Raw genomic sequence first — 26998 nt, forward strand, 5'->3', positions numbered from 1 at the left:
AACTCGCGCAAAATAAAAATCAGACTTAGCGAAGGAAAAGGTGTCTTGTACACAACGCATAAATAGCACCGGCCACCAACCCGCCGACATGGGCCGCGTTGGCGACAGAGCCCGCAATAAAATAATCCACCACACCGGTCATACACAAAACCAACCAAAACAACATAAAACCAATCAGTGCGGAAGAGACGGCCACTAGCGGGTGTGGGCATATGCGTTGGCGCACAGCAATAAAACCCACCAGAGCATAAACCACCCCGGACATTCCGCCAAAGTTGGTGGCGCCGCTCCAAAAATATTGCGTCAGGTTAGAGGCCACGCCGGTAATCACTACAAATAGTAAAAATGCCCACTTTCCTTGCAGAATTTCCAGGCGACGCCCCAAGTCCCACATCCATAAGCTGTTAAACAAAAAATGGAAAATACCAAAATGTAAAAAGATGGGCGTTAACAATCGCCATATTTCACCGCGACTTAGCGATTCAGCCACCGGAATGTCATAGTTATAGGCAAAGTCTTGAAATGTCATGAGGTGTAAATAGGCGCGGCCAATTTCTGTATTGACCAACAAGGCACCCAGCGCACTCAATGCAATCAACGCGAGCACAACGGGTGTATAGAGTGCCTGAACAAGCAGTGATGGCTCTTGCGCATTGAATGTGGCGGCAGGCGCGACGGCGGTGTCAGCAGGCAATTGCGCGCGTCCATCCTCCAATTGCTGCAAAAAATCCTGCAACGCCGGAATCACAGCGGCATCAATAACAGCCAGGCACTGCTGGCCATTTTCCTCGGTAATGCGATGTTCAAGACCACGCTCACGCAAATAACGGCTGAGTGCACTTAAATCCTGATCCAATGAAAAATATTTTACGGCGATCCAGTTCAAAAGAGAGTCCCACTACTAAAAAGAAGTTTCACGATGAAAAAAGAAAGCTCCACTATGGAAAAAGAAAATTCCACTATGAAAAGTTACGCAAAACGATGCGCATCGCGAATCAGGGGTCAACATAGACCCACACAAATTTATCCTGCTGCAATTGTGCCTCACCATCCATGCGATATGCCACCAAGCGACCAAATTTAACCGCACTGTAATCCAGACAGGCCAAATTGGGAGCAATGGGACGGGGGCTTCCGGTAAGCCAGTAATGCCCCACAAAGAGCGGCGGTTGCTGTTGGTCGTAACAAACCATTTGCGAGCGATGCTCCGCCGCAATGTCCGCCGTAGCAATATGTTCAGGCAAGGGGTCTGGCTGAAATAATAATTGGCCGTAGGTTTTTGCATCCGGCACCCAAAACTTGGTGCGAAACGCATGGCGAACATAACCGTCGGAGGACACCATTTCCTCGCCATCTGGCAAGGGTAAATCGATACCGCCAGTCAGCCGCATACGGGTGCGCGCCTCAAGGCTACCCTTGCAGGATGATCGCTCAACAAATGCCCAATCAATACGCCCATCACCATAGCGAGCGCGATGCTGGTCGATTAACGACTGATCCCAGCAGGCATGCACCGCGCGAAATACCTGATGTGTCACAGGATGCGCAATTTCCAAAAATAGCGGCAAACTAGCAAACCAGTCCATAAACGCACGCCATTCATGGGGGTAGCGGGAAAATTGTTGCAGAGTTTCGGCAATCTGGCGCGCTGCCGCCGGGGTGTGTGCCCGCAGGTATTCGCTGGCACCGGGGGCAATGGGTGTACAGTAGCTCATTGCATTAAATTCATGGTTGCCAAGAATCATCTGCGCACTGCCCTGCTCGACCATAGTGCGCACCAAATGCAAAGCTTCGCGGATTCGCGGCCCCCTATCGACTACATCACCCAGAAAGATTGCCTGGCGCGATGCATGACGATAAACACCGCGAATTTTTTTATAGCCCATCATTTCCAGCAAGCGGGCAAGGGTTTGCGCGCAGCCATGGATATCGCCAATCAAATCATAGCCGTAAGCTTCGCCAAGCCTGGCGGTTATCGGTATTGGCGACGACGAGCCTGCCCCCATATTACTCTCGCAACAAATGCCCACCCCAGCCTAACTTGGAGCGGCAGCGTTGATAGAAGTTGTAATCCAGAGGATGAAGCAACTCCAGCAGTTGGTCTTTTTTGCGGATGCAAATTTCATCGCCTGTCTGCACTTCTACGTGGGAACTGCCATCACAGGTCACCATTGGCTCGGCGCGATTGTGTTCGCCAACGCGAATACTGATCTCGCTGTTGCCGGCCACCACAATGGGGCGACTACTCAGGGTATGGGGATTCATGGGAACCACCACAATAGCATCCAGCGTAGGGTGCAGGATCGGCCCACCACCGCTGAGTGAATAGGCTGTAGACCCCGTCGGGGTGGCAACAATCACCCCATCCGAGCGCTGACTGGTAACAAACACACCATCCACATAGATCTCAAATTGCAACATATGGATGAACTTGCCGGGGTGTAACACTACGTCGTTAAGCGCGTCGGCAGAATCAATAAACTGGCCATCGCGTTTGACTTCCATATCCAGCAAAAACCGTTTTTCCGAGGTAAATTTACCCGAAAGCACTTCATTCACTTTGTTTTCAATATCTTCCGGGGTAATGTCGGTCAAAAAACCCAAGCGCCCGCGATTAACACCCAACAGCGGCACCTGATACTTGGCCAGTGCCCGCGCGCCGCGTAGCAAACTGCCATCGCCACCCACCACAATCACCAGGTCACAGACCTGACCGAGGGTTTCCATATCCATGACTTGTTGTGCAGCGGCAACCATTCCCTCATCGGTGATTAATGCGGCTGTCTCCGCCTCCAGCACAAATGCTTTGTTGCGCTGCTGTAAAAATCGGATAAGCCGCTTGAGGGAATACACCGCGCGCTCGTTGTTGAGGTGACCAATCAGGCCAATAGTTGAAAAATGAGTCATAAGTACCACTGAGAGCGCTAATGAAAAGGGCAAAAGCCGAGGTGTCTGTGGGTTATTATAGCGCTCATCGTCGATAAGACTTAAGTTTATGCAAATTGCATCTATTGCTGAATCCGAGCCGTTTTACCAACTTCGTCATCTTGCTGTGCGCGATTTAGCCTGGTGCTGCCTGAGCGCCCCCCTGCTACAAGCGCTGCCACAGAGTGAAGCACAAATCCTGCCATTGGACACAGGAGACCTCTGGCCCTGGTTGCATAAGCTGGATAAAGATCCGACCACGCTGCTCACTGCGCTGGCAAGTGTCAAAAGTACCCGGCTGGGAATTTATTATGAAACCCTCTGGCGTTTTTATTTTTCGCACAACCCGGACTGGCAGTTACTGGCACACAATTTACCGATCAATCGCGGCAAAGCTACCCTCGGCGCCTTTGATTTTTTATGCAAACAGGGCAATGACTTCTGGCATATAGAAACGGCGGTGAAATTTTATTTGTGCGCAACACGCGACCCGCAGCAAGCAATCGACTGGCGATTCTGGATTGGCCCCAACAGCAATGATCGACTTGATTTAAAACTGGCGCGCTTGTGCGACCATCAATTACCACTGCATACAACCCCGGAAGGTCGCAACGCATTGCAAACACATTTCCCGCACGCAACGCACTGGAAAAGCGGGCTTTGCATGCAGGGTTATTTGTTTTCGCCCGCGCCAATAAACCTGAATCCAGTGGCATTGAGTCGCACAGAAGTAATGCCTCACTTTATTCGGCCACACCATAATCACCCTTCTCATGGCATGGGATTCTGGTGGCATTTGCGCGATTTCTTGCACATCAACACAACAACTAAGGATATAACGGCGGATACAGTGTGGATCGCCTTACAACGAATCCAATGGTTTTCACCGGTGCAATTAAGCGATGCAGAATTAACAACGGAAGCGCACTTATTCAATGACAAGCTGTGCCAGCAAGTACAACAAACAAAACGGCCGCTAATGATAGCGGCCGTTAAAAAGCGCAGATCAGATAGCAGCGAGGATATTGTCTGGCGAGAAGTGCTGCGCGGTATTGTGGTGCCTGATGATTGGCCCGCAACACTGGAATAGCAGATCAATGACCGGGAACCACCACTCCATCGCGCAGCAAATAATTTTGTGTGTCCATTAAAAACTGTGCCTGGCGTGCGGGCGCAAACAACTGCGCACAATTATCCAGCGCAAGAATGTTATAGCCTTGCTGTGCAAGCAAATAGGCTGCTGCCCGGCTTCGACGCCCGGTATCGCAATAAAATACATAGCGATTTTCTTTGTTGAGCAAGCGCGCCTTAATCGCCAGGATATTGAGCGGTATGTTCACCGCCTGCGGCAAATGACCTTCGCTGTATTCTTCATCGCTGCGCACATCAACCGCAATAACACCATCGGCAAGGCTCGCGGGCAACTCATTAAAAGCCAGTGTAGCAACCACTGGCTCTTTCAATAACCGGTAAAAATCCTGTTTTTCCAAACGCATCAATACACCATCGGTACGCATCATAACGGTTGCATTACGCGCAGCTTCATTGACCAATGCATCCTCACCAAAACAGCGACCAATACCAATGGTTGCCAAGTGTTCACGCTTATTATCCTGATGACGCGTTACATCCGCCTCGCCCTCTTTAATAAAATAGCACTGATCGCCAATTTCCCCCTGGCGAATAATGACATCGCCCGCGTAAACAACCTGCGGGGTCAGGCGCGAAAAAATATGTTCAACATTTAATGGCGGCACTTTGAAAAATAAATTGGAGCGAAGCACTGTCATCATCCAATCTATGTCTTCATCAAAATCGCGCTCACGAGCAATATTCAATTGCAGGTAATCCGCGACCTGACTCCAGGTCAGCAACTTGTCTAACTGCTCACTGTTAATACGCAAAAGGCTGCAATCCGTTTCTGCAACCGCCGTGACCTGGCGCGGCTGTTGATGGGCAATAGGGAACAATGAAGATCGGCCTTTAACCAGTATTTGCGTAGCATCCTGCGCGATCAGGTTCACATCGCCATGCAATAAATACACATGCTGCTCGTCGTAGTTACCCGCACTAAATAATGTCTGCCCGGCGCAGACAGTTTCCAGCAGGGATTTATCCAGCAGCGCCAGCAAATGGCTTTCACTCATGTCTTTTAACGGCACCAGCGTGCGCGTTAAATTCAAATCGAATTCAACAGGTGGTAATTGCAGTGTTTTTTGAGCTTGCATAGCAACATCCTTAGGGTGAAAGCCGATTATCAAGGGCAATTAAAACCGCGCCGCCCCTGCAAACCACCGGTGTGAATCGCAACAAGCCGCGAGCCTCGCGGCCAATAGCCTTGTTGCGCGAGGGAACTGATCCCCCAAACCATTTTTATTGTATAAACCGGATCAAGGGGAATGCCCGTCTCACACTCAAACCCCTGCCAGAACGCAAACATCATTGCGCTCATTTTTTTAGCGTAACCACCGCCATGAAAGCCCGATATCAAGCGCCAATTTTCAGCGAGAGCTGATGCGGAAGCCGGTGAGGTAAATGCACCCTCATGCCAGTCGCGCCACAAGGCATCATAGAAGGCAGCAACATTCCCACCCAAATCACCCGCGCCTTTGAGCACCGAAAACCCCACAACCGGTTTGCGTCGATCCACGCCCGCCGCCAACCCGGCCAAACTGGTTCCGGTTCCAACGGGAAGGCAAACCGCCGAATAATCACCGCCGGTTTGCTGTTCCAGCGCAGCTCCCAGTAACTGCATACCGCGCGCGCCCAACAGGTTAGCGCCGCCTTCCGGGATAAGATACGACGCACCATAACGCGCCTGCAAATCAGCCAACCAATCGGCGGCTGTTTTTCGATCATAGTCAGCGCGACTAATGAAAACCAGCTTCATCCCCCGGGCCTGGGCATCCTGCAGGGTTGGACTCAAATGTGCAGGTCGCTCACCGCGAATCACCCCTATTGCATGCATTCCATAGCGATGGGCTGCCGCCGCCAGTGCATGCAAGTGGTTCGAGTAGGCGCCGCCAAAACTGATGACCTGCTGAACACCCTGCGCACGCGCTTGCTGTAAGTTAAAGAACAATTTATAAAACTTATTGCCCGACAACTGCGCATCCAATAAATCGTCGCGCCTGATCCACAATTCAATGCCCTGTCGGGCTAGCAATGCCGTTGTCGCTCGTTGCAACGGCACCGCAAGAGCAGCATTCAATAACTGCTGTGCGGTATCTATAACCACCTGATGTTCCTATCGCCGACTATCCGCCACCAAACCAAGAGCCACAGACTGATGCTGCGCACAGCGATCGCTCTCACCCGGGTGAAATTCTAGCGGAGTTTCGATGATTGGGATGCCTCTGTTACAAGCTTTGCCACGAGCATCCACCGCATTGCAACAAGGCAATTGATGATGCGCCAGCCACGCCAGATAAACCGACTCACTCACCCCGGCCTTGCGCGCGGCATAGGCGCTGGGATCTTCCAAATAGACACCAATGTCGTCGAGCGGAATAGCGACCTCACCCAAGCCTGGCAGGAAGGTCACTAAATTTACGCCAGCTTTCACTAATCGTCCGAGCAGTTGATCGCCACTGTTTTTCAAAAGTTGCTGATTATCCTGCTTGAGCTGGACAATCTCTTCCTTGAGTGTGCTTTCATTTTGGTGGCGATAAAACAGCTCTACCTCGCGCATATCCAGCATTTCGCGTAACTCGGCAGTAGCCGCCCGAATCTTGGCATCCAACTCCAATGCAAAGTTTTCCTGCATCAACTGCAACTGACTGGACTCTCCTTGCTGCGCCGCCTTGAGCTTGTGAGCAAAATATTCACGCATGCCTTCCACCTTGGCGGCCTGGGTATCCAGCGTGTCTTTCAGGATTTTGTTGCGATCCGATAAATCCTGATTGTCTTGCACCAACTGCTGAAGCTTTTGTTGATAGGCCAAAACGCGCTGCTGATGCTCCTGCTGCAAACTGTGTAGCCTGGCCTGCTTCTGGCTCATCAGCGTTGCTATATGCAAGCTCTGCTCTTTGGTGAGCTGCTCCACTTGTTTAGCCAACTCTGCGCTGTAGTAGTCGTGCAGCCGCTGCTCCAGCGCGGCTTGCTCGCGAGCAACATCTTCTTTGCTGTGGTGCGGAGCAATTGCTTCGCGCGAAGAGCGCTCAACCGGAGGCTTGGTCGACTTCACCACAAACCCCAGACGATTAGTCTTTATTGCATCGCGAATCGCAATAAAACTGTTGTTGCCCACCTGCATAGAGGGGTCCCACAGATTCTTTTGGTGCCAGGCTACCGGGCACTGACTGTAGCAAACCAATCGCACAGCACCAGCCCCCATATCGGGGCCGGTCCCAGCCGAGCCCAATAGCTGCTGTAGAGGCACATTCCAACGCCGGTCAACCATGCCCTGCTCGTCAAAACTGACCAGGAAAAACACCAACCCTGTGACCGCCAGAGTAGGCCCAATCTGCACATAGGCCGCTTTTACTGATGTACCTGCGAAGTCGGGGATTGGGATAAAACCATCGAGAATGGCTTCAAACTCGGTATACAGCAACTCACGCGTGATTCGCTCACGGCCAAATAGAAAAACCGCTTCAAATGGGGGGACAGTGGGGTGTGACATAGGCGGGAATCTCAAGCCTGGCGTAGGACGGTTTGAGTATAGGAAATCAGACGCCAGAAAAACGTGAACAACCACGCGCCAGTTGGACTTTTCAGCGGATTTGCGGCCTATTCGACGAAATCAGATAGAAAGGATCAGGCAGCGAAAACTGCCGGTTATAGCGATGAATACAAAGCGGTGGAAAAGTTATGAAAGGCAATTGTTTGCGAGGGAAATCAACAAGCGCCATGCAGCCAAACGCTGCAGGTGCTTTTTATCAGATGTCTGAATAGTCTTCGTAGAAGTCATCATCGGCATCGTCATACTGGATATCCAGTAAATCTTCAACATAGTCTTGCATGGGTATCTCCTTGGTTTAGTTCCGGTTATGTACGCTATTGAATGGACAAGCAGATCAATTGCTTGTTCCCAAGATTACACCGTACAAGGAGCAAACTACCAATGAGATATGACAATTTTATGTCAATGCATAAAGAAAAAGCCCGCAACCAGTGCGGGCTTTTTGTATAGTGGCGGACCGGACGGGGCTCGAACCCGCGACCTCCGGCGTGACAGGCCGGCATTCTAACCGACTGAACTACCGGTCCGCATGCTTCTCAAACTGAGTATTTTGCTTTAATGCCCTTGTTCATGAGAGCGCAAAATGTGGTGGGCGGTACAAGACTCGAACTTGTGACCCATGCCTTGTAAGGGCATTGCTCTACCAACTGAGCTAACCGCCCCTCGTTGAGAGGTGCGCATTCTATCGAATCTGGACTTGGTGTCAAACATTTTTAAGCAAAAAATATAAACTTTTTTGATTTTGTATAAAAGAAAGGCGGAAGCGAATAAAAAGCCAGCAGAGTGATTCAAATTCACCCCGACACAAGCATCACCCTTGAATTGCATTCGATATATTGAGGCACAGCGAGTAAATTATCGACCTTAGCCACAGAGCGACAGCACAGCAATAACCCATGATCACACCCGCATCACTCAGCAACCTGCCCACAACCGATTCCATTACGGATATGGGAATCCTGATTATTTTTCTGATCGTCCTGCAGACGCTGCTGATCATTGGCTTGCAGCGCAGCCGCATGAGCAACAAGCGCGCGCGCCACGCACTCAAAGAATCGCAAAAAGCGCTGGAACAGCGTATTCGCGAACGCACCGATAGCCTCTACCTCACCAACAACTTGCTTATCGATGAAGTCGCACGGCATGAACAAACGGGTCGACAACTGCGCGAGACCAAGCTCTATCTGCAAAGCATGATCAACTCTATGCCGTCGATTATTATCGGCGTCACGGCCGACGCGGAAGTCACACACTGGAATGCTGCCGCCGAAAACACCTTTGAAATTTTTTCCAACGATGCACTGGGGCAAAACATCACCACACTCCTGCCCCGCTTTCCCGTTACCTTGCAAACCATCAAAACCACTATTCGTGAAGGCGAACCATTTTCCACCCAGCATGTACAGCAACACGATGATGAAAAAAATCGCTATTTTGAAATTACCATTTACCCATTAATTTCGCGCACACAAGAAGGCGCAGTGATTCGAATTGATGATGTTACTTTCAAAGTGACCATTGAAAACCTGATGATTCAAAATGAAAAAATGTATTCGCTGGGTGAAGTTGCAGCGGGTATCGCCCATGAAATTAATAACCCACTGAGCGTGATTTTACAAAACGTGCAAAACATAGTGCGTCGCACCGATATCCACTTTGCAAATAACCAGGCCCGTGCGCAGCAACAGAATATTAACCTGACACAAGTACAGGACTACCTCAATAGCAGTGAAATCCCACAAATGCTGGACTCCATTCGCGAAGCCGGTGAGCGCTCTGCAACCATTGTGCGCAATATGCTGGAGTTTGCACACAATTCCAAACGCATCACCGGTTTGATTGATGTAAAACATTTGGTAGAACAAACGATTGTTCTTAATCGCAGCAGCCAACTACATGTGCAGGATGAACATCACCTCCAAATCAGCACCAATTATCAGGAACCACTACCCACCATCAAGGCTTCTGCACCGGAACTGCAACAGGTACTGCTGAATTTACTGCGCAATGCCGCTCAGGCACTGCATCAACACAACACCGAACAGCCTGTTATACACATCAAGGTCTATCGCGAAAATCCTCATCTTGTGATCGAGGTTCAGGACAATGGCCCAGGCATGACCGATACTGTGCGGGAACATCTTTTTGAGCCTTTTTTCACCACTAAGGATGTTGGTTCAGGTACCGGTCTTGGATTATCAGTTTCCTACTTTATTATCACCGAGCGCCATCAGGGTTCCATCGATGTGAAAACTTCACCCGGTAAAGGCAGCACCTTCATTATTAAACTACCGCTGAGTGACGCCGAGTGATCACACCATAAGGTTCAGGATATTAGAGTTAATTCTGAACCATTTATTTTTTGCAGGAATAATAATGATCAAATTATCGCACACTATTGCTGTAACACTCGGCGCATTGATACTCGGTGGTTGCGCCACAACTACGCCACCCAGTGCAGACACCCAGCAGGTCGCAACAGCAGCGGAAAAAATTCTGCGCGACCATGTTTACTACAACGAATTATTTACCAGTTGCGCGGCATTGGGTGGCGAAATTGAAGTGGATGCAATTAACATCCAACAAAATTGGCTGAATGCCAATGCCACCTTAGTCGCAGCTGCAGACAGCTACTACAGCCAACAACAGGCCAGCAATAGCTTTGAGTATGGCAAGCTGACGCTGGCACCTACCGCCATTCGGCTGGCACTTGAAGCCAGCCAACAAGCGCGGGACGAACTCTCACTGAATAAACGCAGCCCAGCCAACCAGCAAAAAACCTGCGCATTCAAACTGGCACAAATGACCCAGGCCAGCTTACCGCTCAGCAATCAGCCACTTATCGCCAGTACACAGGCCGAGCTACTCACACATCAACCACTTGATGAAAATATTTTGGATATCCCCCATTTAGCCGGCGGGATTAAAGCAATTGCAGGCGGGAAAAGTTTTTTCACCATCAACAAAAACCACCAAGCAATCTGTACTGATGCCTATACCCTGGTGATTGCCAATGATTGGCCCAAAGAAGCCTACGCCAACTTCTGTGGCGATCGCGCAGTGGAAGTGCTGGTCTGCGACTGGGGCAAATGTGATACAAAAAAGTTATAATGGGTCATAACAAGCTCCGCCCACCCGGAGCTTGAGCCTTTATATTATGAGCCTTGTATGATTCCTACCGACTTTTCCCCTGCCAGCTACCAACAACAACTCAGCGCAAAGCAGCGTCGAATTGCTGCGGATTTTTCTGCATTTTCACTGCCAGACATTCAGGTATTTCAATCGCCGGAAAAACATTACCGAATGCGCGCCGAATTTCGGGTATGGCATGAACAAGCCCGTAGCGATTACGTGATGTTTACCCAGGACGAATTTAAACGTCCCTACCCGATCCACGAATTTCCAGTGGGTTCCGCGCTAATGAATGCGCTAATGCCGCGCTTGCTCAGTGAAATCAACAGCAACGAATTACTTCGTCACAAGCTATATCAAGTGGAGTTTCTCACCACCCAAAGTGGTGAAGCACTGGTGACCCTGATTTATCACAAAGCCTTGGGTGATAACTGGACTGCTACTGCCAGGCAGCTTAAAACCACATTGGGTATTGATATTGTGGGCCGCAGCCGCAAACAGCGGCTGCTTATCGAGCGCGATCATGTAATTGAACGGTTGACTGTTGGCGGGCGTGAATACCTGTACCAACAAGTGGAGGCGAGCTTTACCCAACCCAACGCGACTGTCTGCGAAGCCATGCTGGGCTGGGCAGTTGAACAGAGCAAAAGAATGGGCGGGGACTTACTGGAACTTTACTGTGGCAACGGCAACTTTACCCTGCCGCTGGCACAAAATTTTGACAAGGTGTTGGCAACAGAAGTCTCCAAAACCTCAGTGGAATCCGCGCAATACAATATTGCCGCCAATAACATCACTAATATTCAAATCGCGCGCATGTCGAGCGAAGAATTTTCCCAGGCGATGGATGGCGTGCGTGAATTTAATCGCCTTCGTCATGTAAATTTAGCGGACTATCACTTCTCCAGTATTTTTGTGGACCCACCGCGCGCCGGTTTGGATCCACACACCACCAGCATTACACAACGCTTTGACAATATTATTTATATATCTTGCAACCCGGATACCTTGCGTGAAAATTTGGCAACCATCACCCAGACCCATCGCATTACCGCCTTCGCAATTTTTGATCAATTTCCTTATACCCACCATGTAGAATGTGGTGTGATATTGAAAAAGCGCTAAGCAATCAAGCGATTATTGGTCGCGCCATATAAAACGCGGGCCCGCTGTAAGTTGCCAGATTTTGCTGTTGGGCCTGCGTCAATTCATCGCAACACACAAACCCTAACTTTTCCCAAAACACTTTGGAATTTTGCACCGACACCAGTGCCGCATGCTCAAGCTGCCGCTGACGCGCCTCTGCCAGCGCATGGTTAACCACCAAATGCCCCAAGCCAAATCCCTTAGCCGATTGGCTGATTGCAAGGTCATGCAAATAAAGCGTATTGGCCTGCGGCTTGTGCGTAAACTCAAAGCCCCAAGGCGTCACATCACCCAAGGCGGAGTGATAGCCCACCAAGTAACCATACACCTCGCCTTCCCGCTCAACCACCCAGGAGCTATCGGGTGTTTGCGCAAAGCGCGTGTGAATAACCTCATCAGTTTCAAGAATTTCATCGACATAGGCTTCCGCCTGAATACGAATAACGGCAGCAAGATCCTGCCACTGCATCGCACGACACACAAAGTGGGACATAGCTTAAAAATCTCTACCCTGGATGCGCTTGGCCGCATCCATCACAAAATCATTAAAGGTGGCTTCATGCTGCAAACGTTCCAAATCAAATTGGCGCTGCTCGGCATTGGAGAGGTTTTGCCACGCCTCCAGATAGGGAATATGGCTGGTTTTTTCACGCAGTTGATAAAATGCGGAAAACTCGGTTTTGACGTCACCACTAACATCCAATGTGTCCAGCAGTCCGGAAATACGAATACTTGCCTCTGTAAGCGTCAGCTCGTCGCTGTGCAGTGCATGGGCCAGTATCTGGATACTCTTATTAATCCATTCTCGCTGTTCACGCTGCGCCTGTTGATTGGCAAGCTCTTGTGCTTTCAGTTTTCTCTCTCGCTCCTGTTGCTGGCGATAAACCTTAAACACCAATCGCCCTGCAATCGCAGCCAACACAAGAATAATCAACACACCCAATACTACTACTAGCGATAACACACTCATAACGGCTCTCTTGTAAAAATAGTTTCAAGGCAACAAGGCTGCGATGCACAGGAGTCAGGAATTTTCATCATCCCCTGCGCCTGCATCCAATAAATAATCGTCGCTCTCACTGCCCGCCTCTTCCAATAAATGACCGGCAATAGATTTTTTGGTTTTTGCACCCAAGCGACGAATATCATCAACGCGTTTAACCAAATTACCGCGCCCGGTTTGCAAGCGTTCACGGGCCTTGGCGTAGGCCTCCTGGGTTTTATTGATGGAGTGACCGATTGCGTCCAGCGACTCCAACAACAACACAAACTGGTCATGCAAGGCACCTGCGTCTTTGGCGATACGCTCGGCATTTTTGTTTTGTTTTTCATAGCGCCAAATGTTTTCTACAGTGCGCAAGGTAGCCAACAAGGTTGTTGGGCTGACCAAAATGATATGGCGATCATAAGCTTCTCGGTACAGGCCCGGCTCATGCTGTAAGGCGAACATAAAGGCCGCCTCAATTGGAATAAAAATAAACACGAAATCGAGCGCTTTAATACCATCCAGCTTTTCATAGTCCTTAATGCTCAAACCTTTAATGTGATTGCGCAAGGAATTTACATGAGCCGTTAAATGTTGTTTGCGTGCCGCTTCATCATCGGCACTGCAAAACTTTTCGTAATCGACTAGCGAACATTTAGCATCGATGACTATGTCCTTATTTTCCGGCAAATGTATGATCACATCCGGCATCAGGCGAGAGCCGTCGCTGCTGGTAAAATTTACCTGGGTATCATATTCGCGGCCTTTTTGCAGACCGGATTCTTCCAGCAAACGCTCCAATACCACCTCGCCCCAGTTACCCTGGGTTTTGGTATTACCCTTCAACGCCTGGGCGAGATTAACTGCATCTTCACCAATTTTTTGCGCTTGTTTTTGTAACTCGACTACTTGACCAGACAAACGGTTGCGCTCGGCATTTTCTTTTTCGTACACATCTTCCACTTTTTTGCGAAACTCGGTGAGCTGCAATTTCAGTGGGTCGAGCGTGCTATCCAGCAGCGTTTTACTGTTTGCGCTGAATTGTTGCTGCTTGTTTTCAAAAATTTTGTTGGCCAGGTTTTCAAATTCCTTAGCCAAATCCGCCTTGGCATTCTGCAGCAATACTAATTGCTCGGCAAAATGCTTGCGCTCTTGCTCCAAGCGCGTTTTTAATTCTGTGGTCTCCTGTTGAAACACACCCAATTGTTCATCTTTACGCAACAATTGCTGTTGCAGCTCAGCAAAGTGCAGCGTTTTTTCTCGCAGCGCTGCCACGTCCTGCTGCGCCGCTCCCAATTGTTGCTGCAATTCAGCGCCTTGCTGCCGCGCCAATTGGAGCTGGGCTTTGGCTTCAGCCAATTGCGCAGCCAGTTGCTGGCCATCCTGTTGTAACGCGGCTTCGCGCAAGGCATGGGTGTGCTGTAACTGCAGTTGGGCCGCTTCCAGTTCATGGGTTTTCACAAGCACAGACTGGTCAAGGCGACGCCCGACAATCCAATACACAATAAGCGCACCAATAACCAACCCCGCCAGGGTGGCAACAAGAATGAGTAGCGATGGATTCACAAGAAAACTCCAGAATGTAAAACGCAGCTAGGCTTTATTCGCGCTGGCCGTTAAAATTGCCGCCATTTTAGCAACATATCCCCAGTCGCAGGCCAATAGATTTGTCCCAGTCCCCCGCCGCTCACGCAAAGCCTACCCAAACTCCGTCTATTCTGGTGTTCGACTCCGGCGTGGGCGGGCTGAGCGTGGCAAGGGAAATCCAACAGCGACTGCCGCAAGTATCGCTGGTCTACGCCTCGGATAATGCTTTTTTCCCCTACGGCACCAAGGGCGAAGCAGAATTGATTGCGCGTGTGGATTTGGTGATTCGCACACTGCTGGATCGCTATGCGGTGGATATTCTGGTTATCGCCTGCAATACCGCAAGCACCCTAGCCTTACCGCATTTGCGCAGCCAGTTGTCATTACCTATCGTTGGTGTAGTACCCGCTATAAAACCGGCGGCGACACAGAGTAAAACCGGTGTCTTTGGCCTGCTAGCCACGCCCGCCACCGTGGCACGCCCCTATACCCATGAACTGATTCGCGAATATGCCGCTAACTGCAATGTCATTTCACTGGGCAGCAGCGAACTGGTGCAACTTGCCGAACAAAAATTGCGCGGCGAAACACTGGATACGACAGCAATTAACGCAATCGTGACGGAGTTATTGAGCGCACGCCATGCCGATCGCATGGACACCCTGGTACTCGCTTGTACCCATTTTCCACTGCTCAGAGAAGAACTCGCCAAAGCCCTACCTGCCCACATCAACATGATTGATTCCGGTGAAGCCATAGCGCGACGCGTTGATTTTTTACTCACCGACACGCTGCAACACACGGCGCCCCATGCAGCTACACATATCGCCGTCTTTACCAAAGCAACTAAAGAAGCCGAGTTGCTGGCACCGGCACTGGCCGGGTTTGGTATTTACCAGCAGGATTACCTTAATATCTAACCTGTACCTCTATTACACTAACAAGCTGCGCGCATAAAAAAACCGCCGGGCAGTTGCGCGGCGGTTTTTTCGTACTCGGGCTTTTTATCTGCCCAAATCATTCAACACTTACAAATCAGTAATAGGCTTGTACTTGGGAACCAATACTTTCATTACACCCCAGGCCAGCAAATACGCCAAGGCGCAGAAGCCAAACATGATGGCATAGCCAGTCTCGATTTTGCCCAGAGAGTCGTAGTAGTCAAACAACCAACCCGCTGTTTTGGATACCGCCACGCCACCCATACCGCCAGCCAAACCACCAATGCCCACCACAGAAGCAACGCTCTTTTTGGGGAACATATCGGAAACGGTGGTAAAAATATTGGCCGACCAAGCCTGGTGAGCAGATGCACCAATACCAATCAGGATAATAGGCACCCAGAAACTGATATGACCAAAAGGCTGCGCCAGCAGTACAACCAAGGGGAACAAGGCAATCAACAACATCGCCTTCATACGACCATCGTAAGCGGTGTAGCCGCGATTAATAAAATACATGGGCAAGGCGCCGCCGCCGATACTGCCAATCATCGTCATGCTGTAGAGCACGGTCAGCGGCAACATTAACTCGGTTCCTTTAATGCCATATTGTTTGGCCAGGAAGATAGGCAACCAAAACAGGAAGAACCACCAGACGCCATCGGTCATAAATTTACCGAAGGTAAATGCCCAGGTTTGGCGATAGGTTAACAATTTGAACCAGGATACTTTTTGATCGCCTGCATCATCCAATTGCAACTGTTCTTTTTCGCTGTCGCTTTCGATGTAGGCTCTTTCGCTGTCGCTCATGCGTTTTTGTTCGGTGGGCTTATCGTAGAAGATATGCCAGAAAATCATCCATACAAAACCGATGGCACCGATGATGATAAAGGCTGTCTGCCAACCCCAATGCACAGCAATCCAGGGTACAGTCAAAGGCGCCAGAATCGCACCAACGTTTGCGCCCGAGTTAAAAATACCGGTGGCAAACGAGCGCTCTTTTTTAGGGAAATATTCAGCGGTTGCTTTAATCGCCGCCGGGAAGTTACCCGCTTCACCAATGGCCAATACGGCGCGCGACATCATGAAACCAATAATAGATACCGGAACGGCTGCGATACCCGCCAATGCCAATACATGGTTTGACCACTCGCCAATAGGCACTGCATAGGCGTGCATGATTGCGCCCAAAGACCATACAAAAATGGCTAATTGATAACCCCATTTGGTACCAATTTTGTCGATGATACGTCCGGCAAATAGCATGGAAATTGCGTAAACAAACTGGAACACTGCCGTGATGTTGGCGTAGTCCGAGTTGGTCCAGCCAAATTCTTTGGAGAGATCAGGGGATAACAGGCTGAGAACTTGACGGTCGAGATAGTTAACCGTTGTTGCGAAGAATAACAGGGCACAGATGGTCCATCTGTACTTACCAATCGTTTGCTGGCCAATAGATTGCTGGTTCATAAGGTCACTTGCTTATCGTTATGGAGTACAAAGGGAATCATAGCTGCTCTTTTCGGATATCAGTATTTGCGATACCCACAAAGTGCGAGCCGATGAAACTCTCACCGGATTTTTGTATTGACCTTATTTGCCTGATTGCTTATCGCAAGCTGCCTGTTTGGCATTTGAGTGCCGTCCTTTATTAGCGGTGTCGGCAATGAGCAAGGCTATTGCGACGGCGAACATCCAGTTGTCCTTTTATTATGATGCGGAAAAGTAACATGATTCCCGTGGGCAGACAAGATAAAGCACTGCTTAACCCCTTGTGGGACAAGGGCTTATAACCAAATTTTTAACCAAACTTTACGTGCACAATACACTCTCCCTACAGACCGTAACAAACCATACCGCGAACCACACAATAAAGAGTTACGGTGCCATAATGCCAGCTACGCTTTCCTGCTATCGATTACAAGACTCAGGCACTATCCATCATGGTTGATACCTACTTCGACATTACGCCCTACCTGAACGCTATTGCGCACGATCAATTAATCCTCACTGCCAACAATCGCCTGCGCAACCATATGCTGCGCGCCTACGGGCAATGGCAGGCCAGCAGCAACATCCAGGTCTGGCCAACACCACGTATTTATTCGCTCAGCCAGTGGTTGGAATCGCGCTGGGAAATGCTGCAGCGGCGCGCCTATGCGCCTGCAGCACAACGTATTATCAGCAATCTGCAACGCCAGACACTGTGGGAAAAAATTATTGGCGAATCCTCCCTCGCCCAAGCGTTATTACAAGCAGAGCCGCTGGCGCAAGCCGCAGACAGCGCATTGCGTAATCTTGAGCTTTGGCAATTAACCGAGGAGGATGTTCGTAGCGCCGACCCTATACTCAATATCCAAAGCAACAGCTATTGCTGGCTGACCTGGCTGGGCGATTTTCGCGCGCGCCTGAGCAAACTCGGTTTTATCACTCAGGAAACGGCAAACCAGATTTTAATCAATGCCTTTAAACAAGGTGAGTTAACGCAAGAGGCGACCCTTTATCTCACAGGTTTTGATGATATCCCCCCACAACACCAGGATCTCATCAACAGCGCCTGCCATGAATTAGTGACGATCAAACCGCTGGATAATGCCAGCCATTTGCAGCGCACCGAACTCAACAACACCGAGCAGGAAATGCGTGCCGCGGCGCTCTGGAGCAAGCAACAGCTAGAGCAAAATCCGGCGGCGATGATTGGCATTATTGTGCCCAACCTCGGCCAATGCCGCGATCAAGTGGAGCGAGTATTTGTTGAGGTCTTTGAACCCCTCGCCGCCCTGCCCGATCAACCGCGCTATACATTACCCTTTAACTTTTCCGCCGGTACACCACTCGCCACCACACCCATTATTGCCGCCACACTGGATTTACTCGAATTACAGAAATCCTCCTGGGAATTGGAAAGCCTTTGCAATCTATTGCTCTCCCCGTTTTTTGGCGATGCAGACACAGAATTAGTATTGCGCGCGCATTTAATCCACACCCTGCGTAAGCAAGGAAAGTTCACTATCAGCCTGAGCGATTTGCGCTATCACTGTCAAAAACTCAGCAGCACCTTAGCCATACCCGTAAACGAAACTCATCTCGCTACGCGATTAGTGCAATTGGAAAATTATCGTCGCCAGAGTTTTGGATTTCACAGCGCCGAATATTGGTGTGATTTTTTTCAACAGCATTTGCAATTACTCGGCTGGCCCGGCACCCGCCGATTAGATAGCCAGGAATATCAACAACTCACCCTGTGGAATCAAGTGCTGGATAATTTCTTGCAACTGGATGCCACGGGTATTAATTTCAGCTACAGCAACGCCATTCAACAGCTGCGCAGCATCGCGGGAAAAACCCCATTTCAGGCGCAAACCCCCAACTCACCCATTCAAATCCTCGGCGCACTGGAAGGTGCCGGTTTGCAATTCAGTCACTGTTGGGTCATGGGTTTACATCATCGCCAATGGCCACCGGTGCCCGCACCTAACCCACTGCTACCCAGCAATTTGCAGCGCACAAAAAAAATGCCTCACGCCAGCGCAGAACGGGAATTGGAATTCGCCCGCGCACTCACCGCGCACTATCAACAATGTGCAGCGCAGGTCATTTTCAGCTCGGCCCACAGCGATGACGATAGTGAACTCAGCCCCAGTGCGTTGATTCGCCATTTACCACTCACCGCTCCTGCGCAACTTATTCACACACACACCACTACCAGCGCCGAAAATTATTCACTGCTCACACACAGCAAACAATGGGAGCTGGTAGATTGTGCCAGCGCGCCACTGCTGGAGATTACCAAAGAGCCGGTGCGCGGCGGTGCCAACCTGTTTAAAGAACAAGCGGCCTGCCCATTCAATGCCTTTGCACGTTTGCGTTTGGGCGCGACACGCACAGAAGAACCCCTTGCCGGTTTTTCGCCCATTGAACGCGGCAATCTATTGCACGACGCACTCGCTACAGTCTGGCGCGACCTGAAAAATCAGGCGGCACTGATAGCCTTGGATGAAACCTCACTCGGCAACCTAATTAACAATGCCGCGCAACAAACGGTCGATGCACTAAAACAAAAACGCGGTACCAGCATCGGCGCTTATTACGCGCAACTGGAACAGGAACGTTTGAGTGAGCTTCTGGCAGAGTGGTTAGCGCAGGAAAAAACACGCCCGCCGTTTAGCGTGGTAGCCATTGAAGAAGAAGTACAAATCACCTTTGCTGGTTTGCCACTGAAATTGCGTATCGACCGTATTGATGAATTGGCAAATGGTGAATTGCTATTAATCGATTACAAAACCGGCCAGCCAAAAGCCGCCAGTTGGCAAGGCGAGCGTATGGATGAACCGCAGTTGCCGCTTTATGCCGTGACTGCTAGCAGCGAAATTGCCGCCATCGCCTTTGCCCAAATTAATGCCAAAGCCATGCAGTGGATTGGCACTGGCGAATTGCATGTAGCGCACGATGGCATCTTTCCCGGCAAACAAAGTTGGCATGAACAATTACAGGAATGGCAGCATCATTTACAACAACTCGCACAGGATTTTATTCAGGGCGATGCCCGCGTCGATATGAAAAACCCAACCACTGCCCAATATGCAGAAGACTTATTACCGCTCAACCGTTTACTGGAAGCCGATGCCCTCGCTGCGTTTATCCAACGTCAACAAGGAGCGGTGTAATGTCCACTATCATTAACCAACCTGTCGATCAACAAGTTCGTATTAATGCGCTCGATCCACAAACTTCGTTTGCAGTGTCAGCGCCCGCCGGCTCCGGTAAAACGGGCTTGCTCACCCAACGCGTATTAACGCTGCTCGCCACTTGCGATGAACCCGAAGAAGTATTGGCGATTACCTTTACGCGCAAAGCGGCCGGTGAAATGCAGGACCGTATTATGCAAGCGCTCTGGCAAGCCGCTGATTCACCCGAGCCCAGCGACCCTCATGTATTGCGCACCTGGAAAATTGCCCAACAGGTTTTACAGCGCGATAAAGCATTACAGTGGAACTTATTGCACAGCCCGCAGCGCTTGCGCGTGCAAACCATCGACAGCTTATGCCGTTCCATTACCAAACAATTGCCACTTGCCAGCGGTATAGGCGCACAGCCGGACACATTGGAAGATGCCGAACAAGCCTACAAATTAGCCGTACGCGAATTATTTACACTGCTGGAGGAAGATGGCCCACTGCGCGCCGATTTAACCCGTCTGTTGCGCCATGTGGATAACAACCTGCCCGCTGTAGAAAAATTATTAACCGGGCTTTTGGGCAAGCGTGAACAGTGGCTGGGCGTATTACTGCAAGCCCGCCATGAAGAAGCACGCCGTTATTTACAAGGTGTTTTACAAGAAGTTATTCGCGAACATTTGGAACAGGTTTATAACGCCCTGATTATTCACGCCAGCGAACTCTGCGCAATTGCAGATCGTGCAGCAACCAACTTGCAAGAGGAAGGCGAGCGCAAAAATCGTATTCATGAATTGCAGGGCATCACTCACCTGCCCGACGCAGAACCCAGTGCATTTAACGCCTGGCTAGCCATTTGCGATTTACTTCTGACCAACAGCGGCACCTTTCGTGCGCGCCTGACCAAAGCGGAAGGTTTTCCTGCTGGAAAAGAAAATGCAGAACTGAAAAACCAATTCAATGAATTAATTGCCGCGCTTATCGACACAGCACCGGATGCCGAGCAATTACTGCAAGACCTGCGCAACCTGCCCCCGCCAATCTATGCCGATCACCAATGGCAATTACTGGACAGCCTCACCAGTATTTTGCCCATTCTGGTTGCACAATTAACATTGGTATTTAAACAGCAAAGCGCGACAGATTACACCGCCATCAGCCAAGCCGCATTGGTCGCATTGGGTGATGAAGAATCGCCAACCGATCTCGCACTGCAACTGGACTATCGCATTCGCCATATTTTGGTAGATGAATTTCAGGATACTGCCAGCCCACAGCTTGAGTTATTGAAAAAACTCACCAGCGGCTGGCAAGCCGGCGATGGCCGCACCCTGTTTATTGTGGGCGATGGCATGCAGTCCTGTTACGGATTCCGCAATGCCAATGTGGGTTTATTTTTGGATGCGCGCCAGCAAGGCATAGGGTCAGTGGATTTAACCGCTCTGGATTTGCGCGTGAATTTTCGCTCGCAAGCCGGTGTGGTGAATTGGGTCAACAGTATTTTTCAAAACGCATTTCCCGCGCACGATGACATGAGCCGCGGAGCAGTGAGCTATTCACCCTCTGTTGCCTTTAAAGCGGAATTGGAAGGCGACGCTGTGCAATTTTATGCCTGCACTTATTCATCCGAAACCAAAAATACCTACAGTAGAAATAATGATGACAGTGAGAGCGGCGACGGCGACGAGCCATCATCGCGCCTGCAAGCACAGCAGCAGGAAGCGGAAAAAGTCGTCGAACTGGTACAACAAGCGCGCTACAACAACCCCGAAGGCAGCATTGCGATTTTAGTGCGCACACGCAATCACCTCACACGCATTTTACCAGCACTGACTGCCGCCGGTTTGCATTATCAAGCCACAGAAATTGATCGCCTTGCCAGCCGTATGGCAATAGTGGATTTGCTTTCACTGACTCGCGCACTACTCAACGCTGCCGACCGCACCGCATGGCTGGCGATTTTGCGCGCACCTTGGTGTGGCCTACACAACCATGACCTGCATGCCATTGCCACAGCAGATTTAACCGCCCTTAATCCACGCCTTAACGAAAATGCCTTTGCGGTAATTTGGCCGCAACTGGTGCAGTTTGAAAAAATAACCGCACTCAGCCCTGAGGGAAAAAATATTCTGGCGCGCGTGGTGCCACTATTGCAGCAGGCGCTGAATGAAAAATATCGCAAACCATTACGCCAGTGGATTGAAGGCCTGTGGTTTGCCTTAGGCGGCCCAGCCACACTGCTGGATGAAAATGACCGCGATAACATCAACAGTTTTTTTACCCTGTTGGATAAACACCAACAAGGCGGCAGCATTCGCGACTGGCAAGTATTTAATAATGCGATTGACCGTTTATTTGCCGCTCCGCGTGCCGATGCAGATCCGAAACTGCAAGTTATGACTATTCACAAATCCAAAGGCCTGGAATTTGACACAGTGATTATTCCTGGCCTGGATCGCAGCGCACGCAAAGACGACAAACAACTCCTGCTCTGGCAAGAACGCATTAATACACAAGGCGAAAAACAATTACTGCTCGGCTCACTTGCCGCTACTGGTAAAGAGGAAGATCGCCTCTATACTTTTATGCGCCGCGAGGCAGATAAACAACAAGCGTTTGAATCCACCCGTTTGTTATACGTAGGATGTACTCGCGCCATTAAACGCCTGCATTTAATTGCATGCATTAATACCAAAGAGGATGAATTGGTTGCACCCGCCAAAAACTCCCTGTTGCACAGCATTTGGCCATTTGTAAAAGAAAGCGCGCAACTTATTCCTTGCAAGGCGACTGCCGATAGCAGCACAAGTACACACCAACGTAAACCCGGTTTACAACATCTGCTGCGCCTTGCCCCCACATGGCAAGCGCCCGCCTTGCGCGACGTAACGCTACTACATACTTATCGCGGCCATGAATTTGGCACAACAGAAAGTGGTGAAGCAGCGCCTGAAAACCCTTTAAATATCCCCGAGGTAGAAACCACCACTGCGCGTCTTGCCCGCCATACAGGCACGGTGATTCACAGCGCACTGCAAGCCATAGTAGAAAGTAAACTGGTCACTCATCACGAATGCATTACGGCCGATGCATTTATTAACCAGCAGCATTCTTTTTGGAAGATTCAACTGCAACAACTCGGCTGGCATGGCGACAATTTAACTCGCGCCCTGCAAAAAATCGCCCAGTCTATTCGTACTAGTCTTGGCAGCGAACAGGGCCGCTGGCTACTCAATAGTGACCATCAACAAAGCGCCTGCGAACTCTCGCTGATACAAAAAAACAAACAGGATGTGAAAGAATCTATCATTGACCGTACCTTCATCGCCGAAGGTATCCGTTGGATAGTGGATTATAAAAGTAGTGAACCGGAAGCCAGCGAAACGGAAAGTGCGTTTATCGCACGGGAAATGGATACCTACAAAGCACAACTGCTAGGCTATCAAAAACTACTCACCGCAACTGAAACACTGCCTATAAAAACAGCGCTTTATTTAGTTAGCCTTGGCAAACTCATTGAAACACCCTAAATGAAACACCCGAGCCTGGCTCGGGTGTTTGTTCCACATCAATCAGTGATCGCAATTTAACGCCTTAGCAAAGCAAATACCTTTGCCAGGGTTTTAACAGCCGCTTCCAACTCTTCTGCCGTGTAAGCGGCAAAGCCTAATAAAAAACCTGGTTCAGGTGGTGCTGAAATATACAACCCTGTTAAGCCCGTTAATTCTATCCCCTCTTTTCTAGCCGCCTCAATCACCCTGTGCTCTGCAATATCACAAATCAATTTACATGGAATTTGCATACCGCCATCTGGAACAACGGGCGAAACATAGTGTGAGAGATATTTTTCAATTAACCGGGTTAATAAATTCAAACGGCCAGCATAAACCAATCGCATAGTCCGAATATGCGCACCAAAATGACCAGCCTCAATAAAACGGGCCAATGTAAGTTGTGGTATTGAAGCGCTGTGACCATCCAATAAACTGCGGGCGAGCATCATGGGCCTCACCAATGGAGCAGGCAACAACATATAACCAATACGCAACCCGGGAAATAATGATTTTGTAAATGTGCCCACATAAATAGTGCGATGCTGATGATCAAGCCCCTGAATGCACGCCATGGGTTTACCGGCATAATGAAATTCACTGTCATAATCATCCTCAATGATCCAGGCATTTTTTTTAGCCGCCCATTCAATTAATGCCAAACGCCTGTCCAGTGCGAGTGTTACTCCCGTAGGGAACTGATGTGATGGGCTTAAATAAACCGCATGGCTTTGAACGGGTGAATTGCAGATAAGCTCCACCCTTAAGCCTTGCTCATCCACTGGCACGGCAACACATTCAAGCCCTGCTGCTTCAAACGCTTTTCGTGCACCTTGATATGCAGGATCTTCAATAAAAATTTTTTCGCCTGCATCAAACAAAACCTGGGCACAAAGTGTCATGGCCTGTTGCGAGCTGGTTAAAATCAGGATTCTCTCTGGCGTCGCTTGGGCACCGCGTTCAAGATTAATATAATCCGCAATAGCACAGCGCAATGCCTCAACTCCCTGCGGGTGCCCCGATAACAATGCCAAATGGCCCTGCTCTTTCAATACTTGCCGCTCCAAACGCTCCCAAACCGCTAAGGGAAAATGCCGAGTTTCCGGAGTGCCTTGAATAAAAGGCCGAGGAGTTGCAACACTGCAGACACCGCCGCCACGCACAATTAAATCCCCTCTTTTGCTCAGGGTGACTTCATTGTTTTTTTCGACTGCTGTTTTTTTCATCCTGTTTCGCGATGGCCGCCGTGCCGTGGCCGACACAAAACTACCGCAGCCAACACGCCGCTCAATAAATCCTTCCGCATGTAATTGGTTATAGGCCGCCTCCACGGTATCGCGGGAAACCTCCAATGACTGAGCCAAGGCGCGGGATGCAGGTAAGGGTTTGCCCGCCGCAAGAGCGCCATCAAGAATGAGCTGCCTGATGGCCCGCTGAATCCGCATATACATCGGAAAGGCAGAATTAGCCGGGTTCACCAGCCATACCTTTACCGTTTCCAGTTGGGAGGACTTAAACAATTGGCTGGGTCTCCTATCAAAAAATGGAAGGGTATATCAGGCCATTTAATTGTTATAAATACAAGCCTGATTTCCAACATCGAGGATTGACCCGCTATGCCCCCAACACCCGAGAAACCACTAACCCCAAGCGATTTACTCCACCCCATGTTAGCGGCATTGATGACTGTGATTGTCAATTACGGAGGAACCTTTGTATTGGTATTTCACGCCGCCAAAATGGCGGGGCTATCTGCTGATGCAACTGCATCCTGGGTTTGGTCTGCTTCCATTGGTGTTGGCCTCACCTGCATTCTACTGAGCTGGGCCACTCGCGAACCTATCATCACCGCCTGGTCAACACCTGCAGCCGCATTTCTGATTATTGCCTTGCCAACGATTCCTTATTCGGAAGCGATAGGAGCCTATTTGATTTCCGCTTTATTATTCATTGCGCTGGGATTAACCGGTTATTTTGAAAAAGTGGTGAAATTAATTCCGCCTGGAATAGCAGCAGGTTTACTCGCTGGCATTTTATTGCAGTTTGGTATTGGCGCATTTGCCGCAATCAATGTGGAGCCATTTCTCGTTATATTAATGATTACTGGCTACTTATTACTGCGCCGCTTTGCCGCGCGCTATGCTGTTGTTGGAGCCTTGTTATTAGGCTTGAGTTTTTTATTTATTCAACATCGCATCGACCTATCCTCCATTGAATTAGCCGTTGCGGCACCCGTATTTACCTCACCTACATTTTCATGGAATACCCTGCTAAGTGTGGCGCTGCCTTTATTTTTAATTACCTTAACAGGTCAATACATACCTGGCATGCTGGTATTGCGCAACGACGGTTTTAAAACCAGCGCCAACCCTATATTGATATTCACAGGGCTAGGTTCTTTTTTGTTTGCGTTTTTTGGTTCGCATGCAATGAATATTGCCGCTATCACGGCTGCTATTTGCACCGGTAAGGAGGCTCATGAAGAATCGGAAAAGCGCTGGATTGCAGGCGTTATTGCCGGAGTACTGTACATAGTCGTTGGCATATTTGGGGTAACCTTAGCTGCACTGTTTATGGTATTTCCATCTTCTTTTATTGCTGCCCTTGCCGGTATCGCACTGCTTGGCACTATATCCAGCAGTTTGTCTAGCGCAATAGCAGATCCAGCTTCCCGTGAAGCATCCTTAATTACTTTTCTGGTTACCGCCGCCAACATTTCTTTTTTGGGCATAGGTAGCGCATTTTGGGGATTGATCATTGGTTTAGCTGCCCATTTTTTATTAACGGCAACTTTTCCAAAAAATAACGCAGCACCTGACACTGCCGATAAAACTCTGCACGAATTGGATTCTTGATTCTATCTCTTGTTGAACACTGCCAACCACAATGAGGCTAAAAGTATGAGCGAAAACCACACTGTTATTGTCACACCAATCGAACAAAAAGATTACGACCAATGGCTGCCATACTGGCAGAGCTATCAAGAGTTTTATGAAGTTGAATTACTTGATGAGGTGACTGAAGCAACCTGGAATCGATTTTTTAATGCAGAAATTCCAGTGTATTGCGCCGTCGCAAGGGAAAATGGCCGCATTTTAGGCTTTGCCCATTATGTTTTTCACGATTCCACATGGGCTATCAAAAACTATTGTTATCTGGAAGATCTGTTTGTTGATCCAACAGCGCGCGGTAAAAATATTGGAAAAAAACTGATTGAATACGTAAGAGAAAAAGCAAAAGAAAGGGATTGCGATAGATTGTACTGGCACACGCAAGAAACCAATAAAAGAGCCCAGCGGCTTTATGATTGGGTGGCGGAAAAACCAGGTGTCATTGAATACAGAATGCCACTATAAACTGTTCCTACACTA

20 protein-coding genes and 2 tRNA genes are annotated in these 26998 nt (G+C 49.5%); 9 read left to right on the top strand and 13 right to left on the bottom strand.

Annotated elements, in window-relative coordinates:
* Window positions 1-25: 25 nt before the first annotated feature.
* The 3 genes from B0D95_RS06730 to B0D95_RS06740 all read right to left on the bottom strand — a co-directional run bounded on the left by B0D95_RS06730 (window position 26) and on the right by B0D95_RS06740 (window position 2907).
* Window positions 26-886 carry a rhomboid family intramembrane serine protease gene (locus tag B0D95_RS06730; RefSeq protein WP_078043183.1) on the bottom strand — a complete coding sequence of 287 codons (861 nt, stop codon included), beginning with the start codon at window positions 884-886 and terminating at the stop codon, window positions 26-28.
* Between the two features lie 109 nt (window positions 887-995).
* Window positions 996-2006 (bottom strand): metallophosphoesterase, encoded by a 1011-nt coding sequence (locus B0D95_RS06735; protein WP_078043184.1) that lies wholly within the window; start codon window positions 2004-2006, stop codon window positions 996-998.
* A 1-nt stretch (window position 2007) separates the two neighbouring features.
* Window positions 2008-2907: an NAD(+) kinase gene (locus tag B0D95_RS06740; RefSeq protein WP_078043185.1), complete on the bottom strand. Its 900-nt coding sequence runs from the start codon at window positions 2905-2907 to the stop codon at window positions 2008-2010.
* An 88-nt stretch (window positions 2908-2995) separates the two neighbouring features.
* Between B0D95_RS06740 and B0D95_RS06745 the strand changes: the two genes are divergently transcribed.
* A complete protein-coding gene (locus B0D95_RS06745; RefSeq protein ID WP_078043186.1) occupies window positions 2996-4015 on the top strand; it encodes a DUF1853 family protein in 1020 nt (339 codons plus the stop codon).
* Between the two features lie 4 nt (window positions 4016-4019).
* On the opposite strand, the gene B0D95_RS06750 is transcribed toward B0D95_RS06745, so the two are convergent.
* The 5 genes from B0D95_RS06750 to B0D95_RS06770 form a co-directional block, all read right to left on the bottom strand.
* Window positions 4020-5153 carry a cyclic nucleotide-binding domain-containing protein gene (locus B0D95_RS06750; protein WP_078043187.1) on the bottom strand — a complete coding sequence of 378 codons (1134 nt, stop codon included), beginning with the start codon at window positions 5151-5153 and terminating at the stop codon, window positions 4020-4022.
* Between the two features lie 29 nt (window positions 5154-5182).
* A complete protein-coding gene (locus B0D95_RS06755; RefSeq protein WP_078043188.1) occupies window positions 5183-6163 on the bottom strand; it encodes a 1-aminocyclopropane-1-carboxylate deaminase/D-cysteine desulfhydrase in 981 nt (326 codons plus the stop codon).
* Window positions 6164-6172: 9 nt separating this feature from the next.
* Window positions 6173-7549: a hypothetical protein gene (locus B0D95_RS06760; RefSeq protein WP_078043189.1), complete on the bottom strand. Its 1377-nt coding sequence runs from the start codon at window positions 7547-7549 to the stop codon at window positions 6173-6175.
* A gap of 510 nt (window positions 7550-8059) precedes the next feature.
* Window positions 8060-8136: transfer RNA gene (locus B0D95_RS06765), tRNA-Asp, on the bottom strand.
* Window positions 8137-8195: 59 nt separating this feature from the next.
* A tRNA-Val gene (locus B0D95_RS06770) sits at window positions 8196-8271 on the bottom strand.
* Window positions 8272-8505: 234 nt separating this feature from the next.
* On the opposite strand from B0D95_RS06770, the gene B0D95_RS06775 reads away from it, so the two are divergent.
* The 3 genes from B0D95_RS06775 (at window position 8506) to trmA (ending at window position 11866) form a co-directional block, all read left to right on the top strand.
* Window positions 8506-9921 carry a nitrogen regulation protein NR(II) gene (locus B0D95_RS06775; RefSeq protein WP_078043190.1) on the top strand — a complete coding sequence of 472 codons (1416 nt, stop codon included), beginning with the start codon at window positions 8506-8508 and terminating at the stop codon, window positions 9919-9921.
* Between the two features lie 64 nt (window positions 9922-9985).
* Window positions 9986-10720: a hypothetical protein gene (locus B0D95_RS06780; RefSeq protein WP_078043191.1), complete on the top strand. Its 735-nt coding sequence runs from the start codon at window positions 9986-9988 to the stop codon at window positions 10718-10720.
* Window positions 10721-10777: 57 nt separating this feature from the next.
* Window positions 10778-11866, top strand: coding sequence for a tRNA (uridine(54)-C5)-methyltransferase TrmA (trmA, locus tag B0D95_RS06785; RefSeq protein WP_078043192.1), 1089 nt, complete (start codon window positions 10778-10780; stop codon window positions 11864-11866).
* Between the two features lie 4 nt (window positions 11867-11870).
* On the opposite strand, the gene B0D95_RS06790 is transcribed toward trmA, so the two are convergent.
* The 3 genes from B0D95_RS06790 to rmuC are packed head-to-tail and all read right to left on the bottom strand — an operon-like array spanning window position 11871 to window position 14438.
* Window positions 11871-12380, bottom strand: coding sequence for a GNAT family N-acetyltransferase (locus B0D95_RS06790; RefSeq protein WP_244904464.1), 510 nt, complete (start codon window positions 12378-12380; stop codon window positions 11871-11873).
* A gap of 3 nt (window positions 12381-12383) precedes the next feature.
* The gene (locus B0D95_RS06795) at window positions 12384-12857 is read right to left on the bottom strand and encodes a DUF2489 domain-containing protein (RefSeq protein WP_078043193.1); all 474 of its coding nucleotides are present in this window, start codon (window positions 12855-12857) and stop codon (window positions 12384-12386) included.
* A 54-nt stretch (window positions 12858-12911) separates the two neighbouring features.
* Window positions 12912-14438, bottom strand: coding sequence for a DNA recombination protein RmuC (gene rmuC / locus B0D95_RS06800; protein WP_078043194.1), 1527 nt, complete (start codon window positions 14436-14438; stop codon window positions 12912-12914).
* A gap of 101 nt (window positions 14439-14539) precedes the next feature.
* On the opposite strand from rmuC, the gene murI reads away from it, so the two are divergent.
* Window positions 14540-15379, top strand: coding sequence for a glutamate racemase (gene murI / locus B0D95_RS06805; protein WP_246841746.1), 840 nt, complete (start codon window positions 14540-14542; stop codon window positions 15377-15379).
* 108 nt (window positions 15380-15487) lie between these two features.
* On the opposite strand, the gene B0D95_RS06810 is transcribed toward murI, so the two are convergent.
* Window positions 15488-16870, bottom strand: a complete 1383-nt coding sequence (locus tag B0D95_RS06810; RefSeq protein ID WP_078043195.1) for an MFS transporter — start codon at window positions 16868-16870, stop codon at window positions 15488-15490.
* 473 nt (window positions 16871-17343) lie between these two features.
* Here B0D95_RS06810 and B0D95_RS06815 point away from each other — a divergent pair, with 473 nt between their 5' ends.
* Both B0D95_RS06815 and B0D95_RS06820 read left to right on the top strand, forming a co-directional pair.
* A complete protein-coding gene (locus tag B0D95_RS06815; protein ID WP_078043196.1) occupies window positions 17344-20067 on the top strand; it encodes a PD-(D/E)XK nuclease family protein in 2724 nt (907 codons plus the stop codon).
* Window positions 20067-23606, top strand: a complete 3540-nt coding sequence (locus tag B0D95_RS06820; protein ID WP_078043197.1) for an exodeoxyribonuclease V subunit beta — start codon at window positions 20067-20069, stop codon at window positions 23604-23606. Before B0D95_RS06815 ends, B0D95_RS06820 begins: the two co-directional genes overlap by 1 nt.
* Window positions 23607-23662: 56 nt before the next feature.
* On the opposite strand, the gene B0D95_RS06825 is transcribed toward B0D95_RS06820, so the two are convergent.
* Entirely contained in the window at window positions 23663-25147 is a 1485-nt protein-coding gene (locus B0D95_RS06825; RefSeq protein WP_078043198.1) for a PLP-dependent aminotransferase family protein, read from the bottom strand.
* Between the two features lie 96 nt (window positions 25148-25243).
* Here B0D95_RS06825 and B0D95_RS06830 point away from each other — a divergent pair, with 96 nt between their 5' ends.
* Window positions 25244-26482, top strand: a complete 1239-nt coding sequence (locus B0D95_RS06830) for a benzoate/H(+) symporter BenE family transporter (protein ID WP_078043199.1) — start codon at window positions 25244-25246, stop codon at window positions 26480-26482.
* Between the two features lie 45 nt (window positions 26483-26527).
* A complete protein-coding gene (locus B0D95_RS06835) occupies window positions 26528-26983 on the top strand; it encodes a GNAT family N-acetyltransferase (protein WP_078043200.1) in 456 nt (151 codons plus the stop codon).
* Window positions 26984-26998 lie beyond the last annotated feature (15 nt).

It is taken from the genome of Cellvibrio sp. PSBB023, assembly GCF_002007605.1.
Classification (GTDB): domain Bacteria; phylum Pseudomonadota; class Gammaproteobacteria; order Pseudomonadales; family Cellvibrionaceae; genus Cellvibrio.

What these genes read in the sequence shown, in the direction of transcription:
- B0D95_RS06735 (WP_078043184.1), bottom strand. Translation starts at nt 2,006, where the DNA reads ATGGGGGCAGGCTCGTCGTCGCCAATACCGATAACCGCCAGGCTTGGC.
- B0D95_RS06740 (WP_078043185.1), bottom strand. Translation starts at nt 2,907, where the DNA reads ATGACTCATTTTTCAACTATTGGCCTGATTGGTCACCTCAACAACGAG.
- B0D95_RS06745 (WP_078043186.1), top strand. Translation starts at nt 2,996, where the DNA reads ATGCAAATTGCATCTATTGCTGAATCCGAGCCGTTTTACCAACTTCGT.
- B0D95_RS06750 (WP_078043187.1), bottom strand. Translation starts at nt 5,153, where the DNA reads ATGCAAGCTCAAAAAACACTGCAATTACCACCTGTTGAATTCGATTTG.
- B0D95_RS06760 (WP_078043189.1), bottom strand. Translation starts at nt 7,549, where the DNA reads ATGTCACACCCCACTGTCCCCCCATTTGAAGCGGTTTTTCTATTTGGC.
- B0D95_RS06775 (WP_078043190.1), top strand. Translation starts at nt 8,506, where the DNA reads ATGATCACACCCGCATCACTCAGCAACCTGCCCACAACCGATTCCATT.
- B0D95_RS06780 (WP_078043191.1), top strand. Translation starts at nt 9,986, where the DNA reads ATGATCAAATTATCGCACACTATTGCTGTAACACTCGGCGCATTGATA.
- trmA (WP_078043192.1), top strand. Translation starts at nt 10,778, where the DNA reads ATGATTCCTACCGACTTTTCCCCTGCCAGCTACCAACAACAACTCAGC.
- B0D95_RS06790 (WP_244904464.1), bottom strand. Translation starts at nt 12,380, where the DNA reads ATGTCCCACTTTGTGTGTCGTGCGATGCAGTGGCAGGATCTTGCTGCC.
- B0D95_RS06795 (WP_078043193.1), bottom strand. Translation starts at nt 12,857, where the DNA reads ATGAGTGTGTTATCGCTAGTAGTAGTATTGGGTGTGTTGATTATTCTT.
- B0D95_RS06810 (WP_078043195.1), bottom strand. Translation starts at nt 16,870, where the DNA reads ATGAACCAGCAATCTATTGGCCAGCAAACGATTGGTAAGTACAGATGG.
- B0D95_RS06815 (WP_078043196.1), top strand. Translation starts at nt 17,344, where the DNA reads ATGGTTGATACCTACTTCGACATTACGCCCTACCTGAACGCTATTGCG.
- B0D95_RS06820 (WP_078043197.1), top strand. Translation starts at nt 20,067, where the DNA reads ATGTCCACTATCATTAACCAACCTGTCGATCAACAAGTTCGTATTAAT.
- B0D95_RS06830 (WP_078043199.1), top strand. Translation starts at nt 25,244, where the DNA reads ATGCCCCCAACACCCGAGAAACCACTAACCCCAAGCGATTTACTCCAC.
- B0D95_RS06835 (WP_078043200.1), top strand. Translation starts at nt 26,528, where the DNA reads ATGAGCGAAAACCACACTGTTATTGTCACACCAATCGAACAAAAAGAT.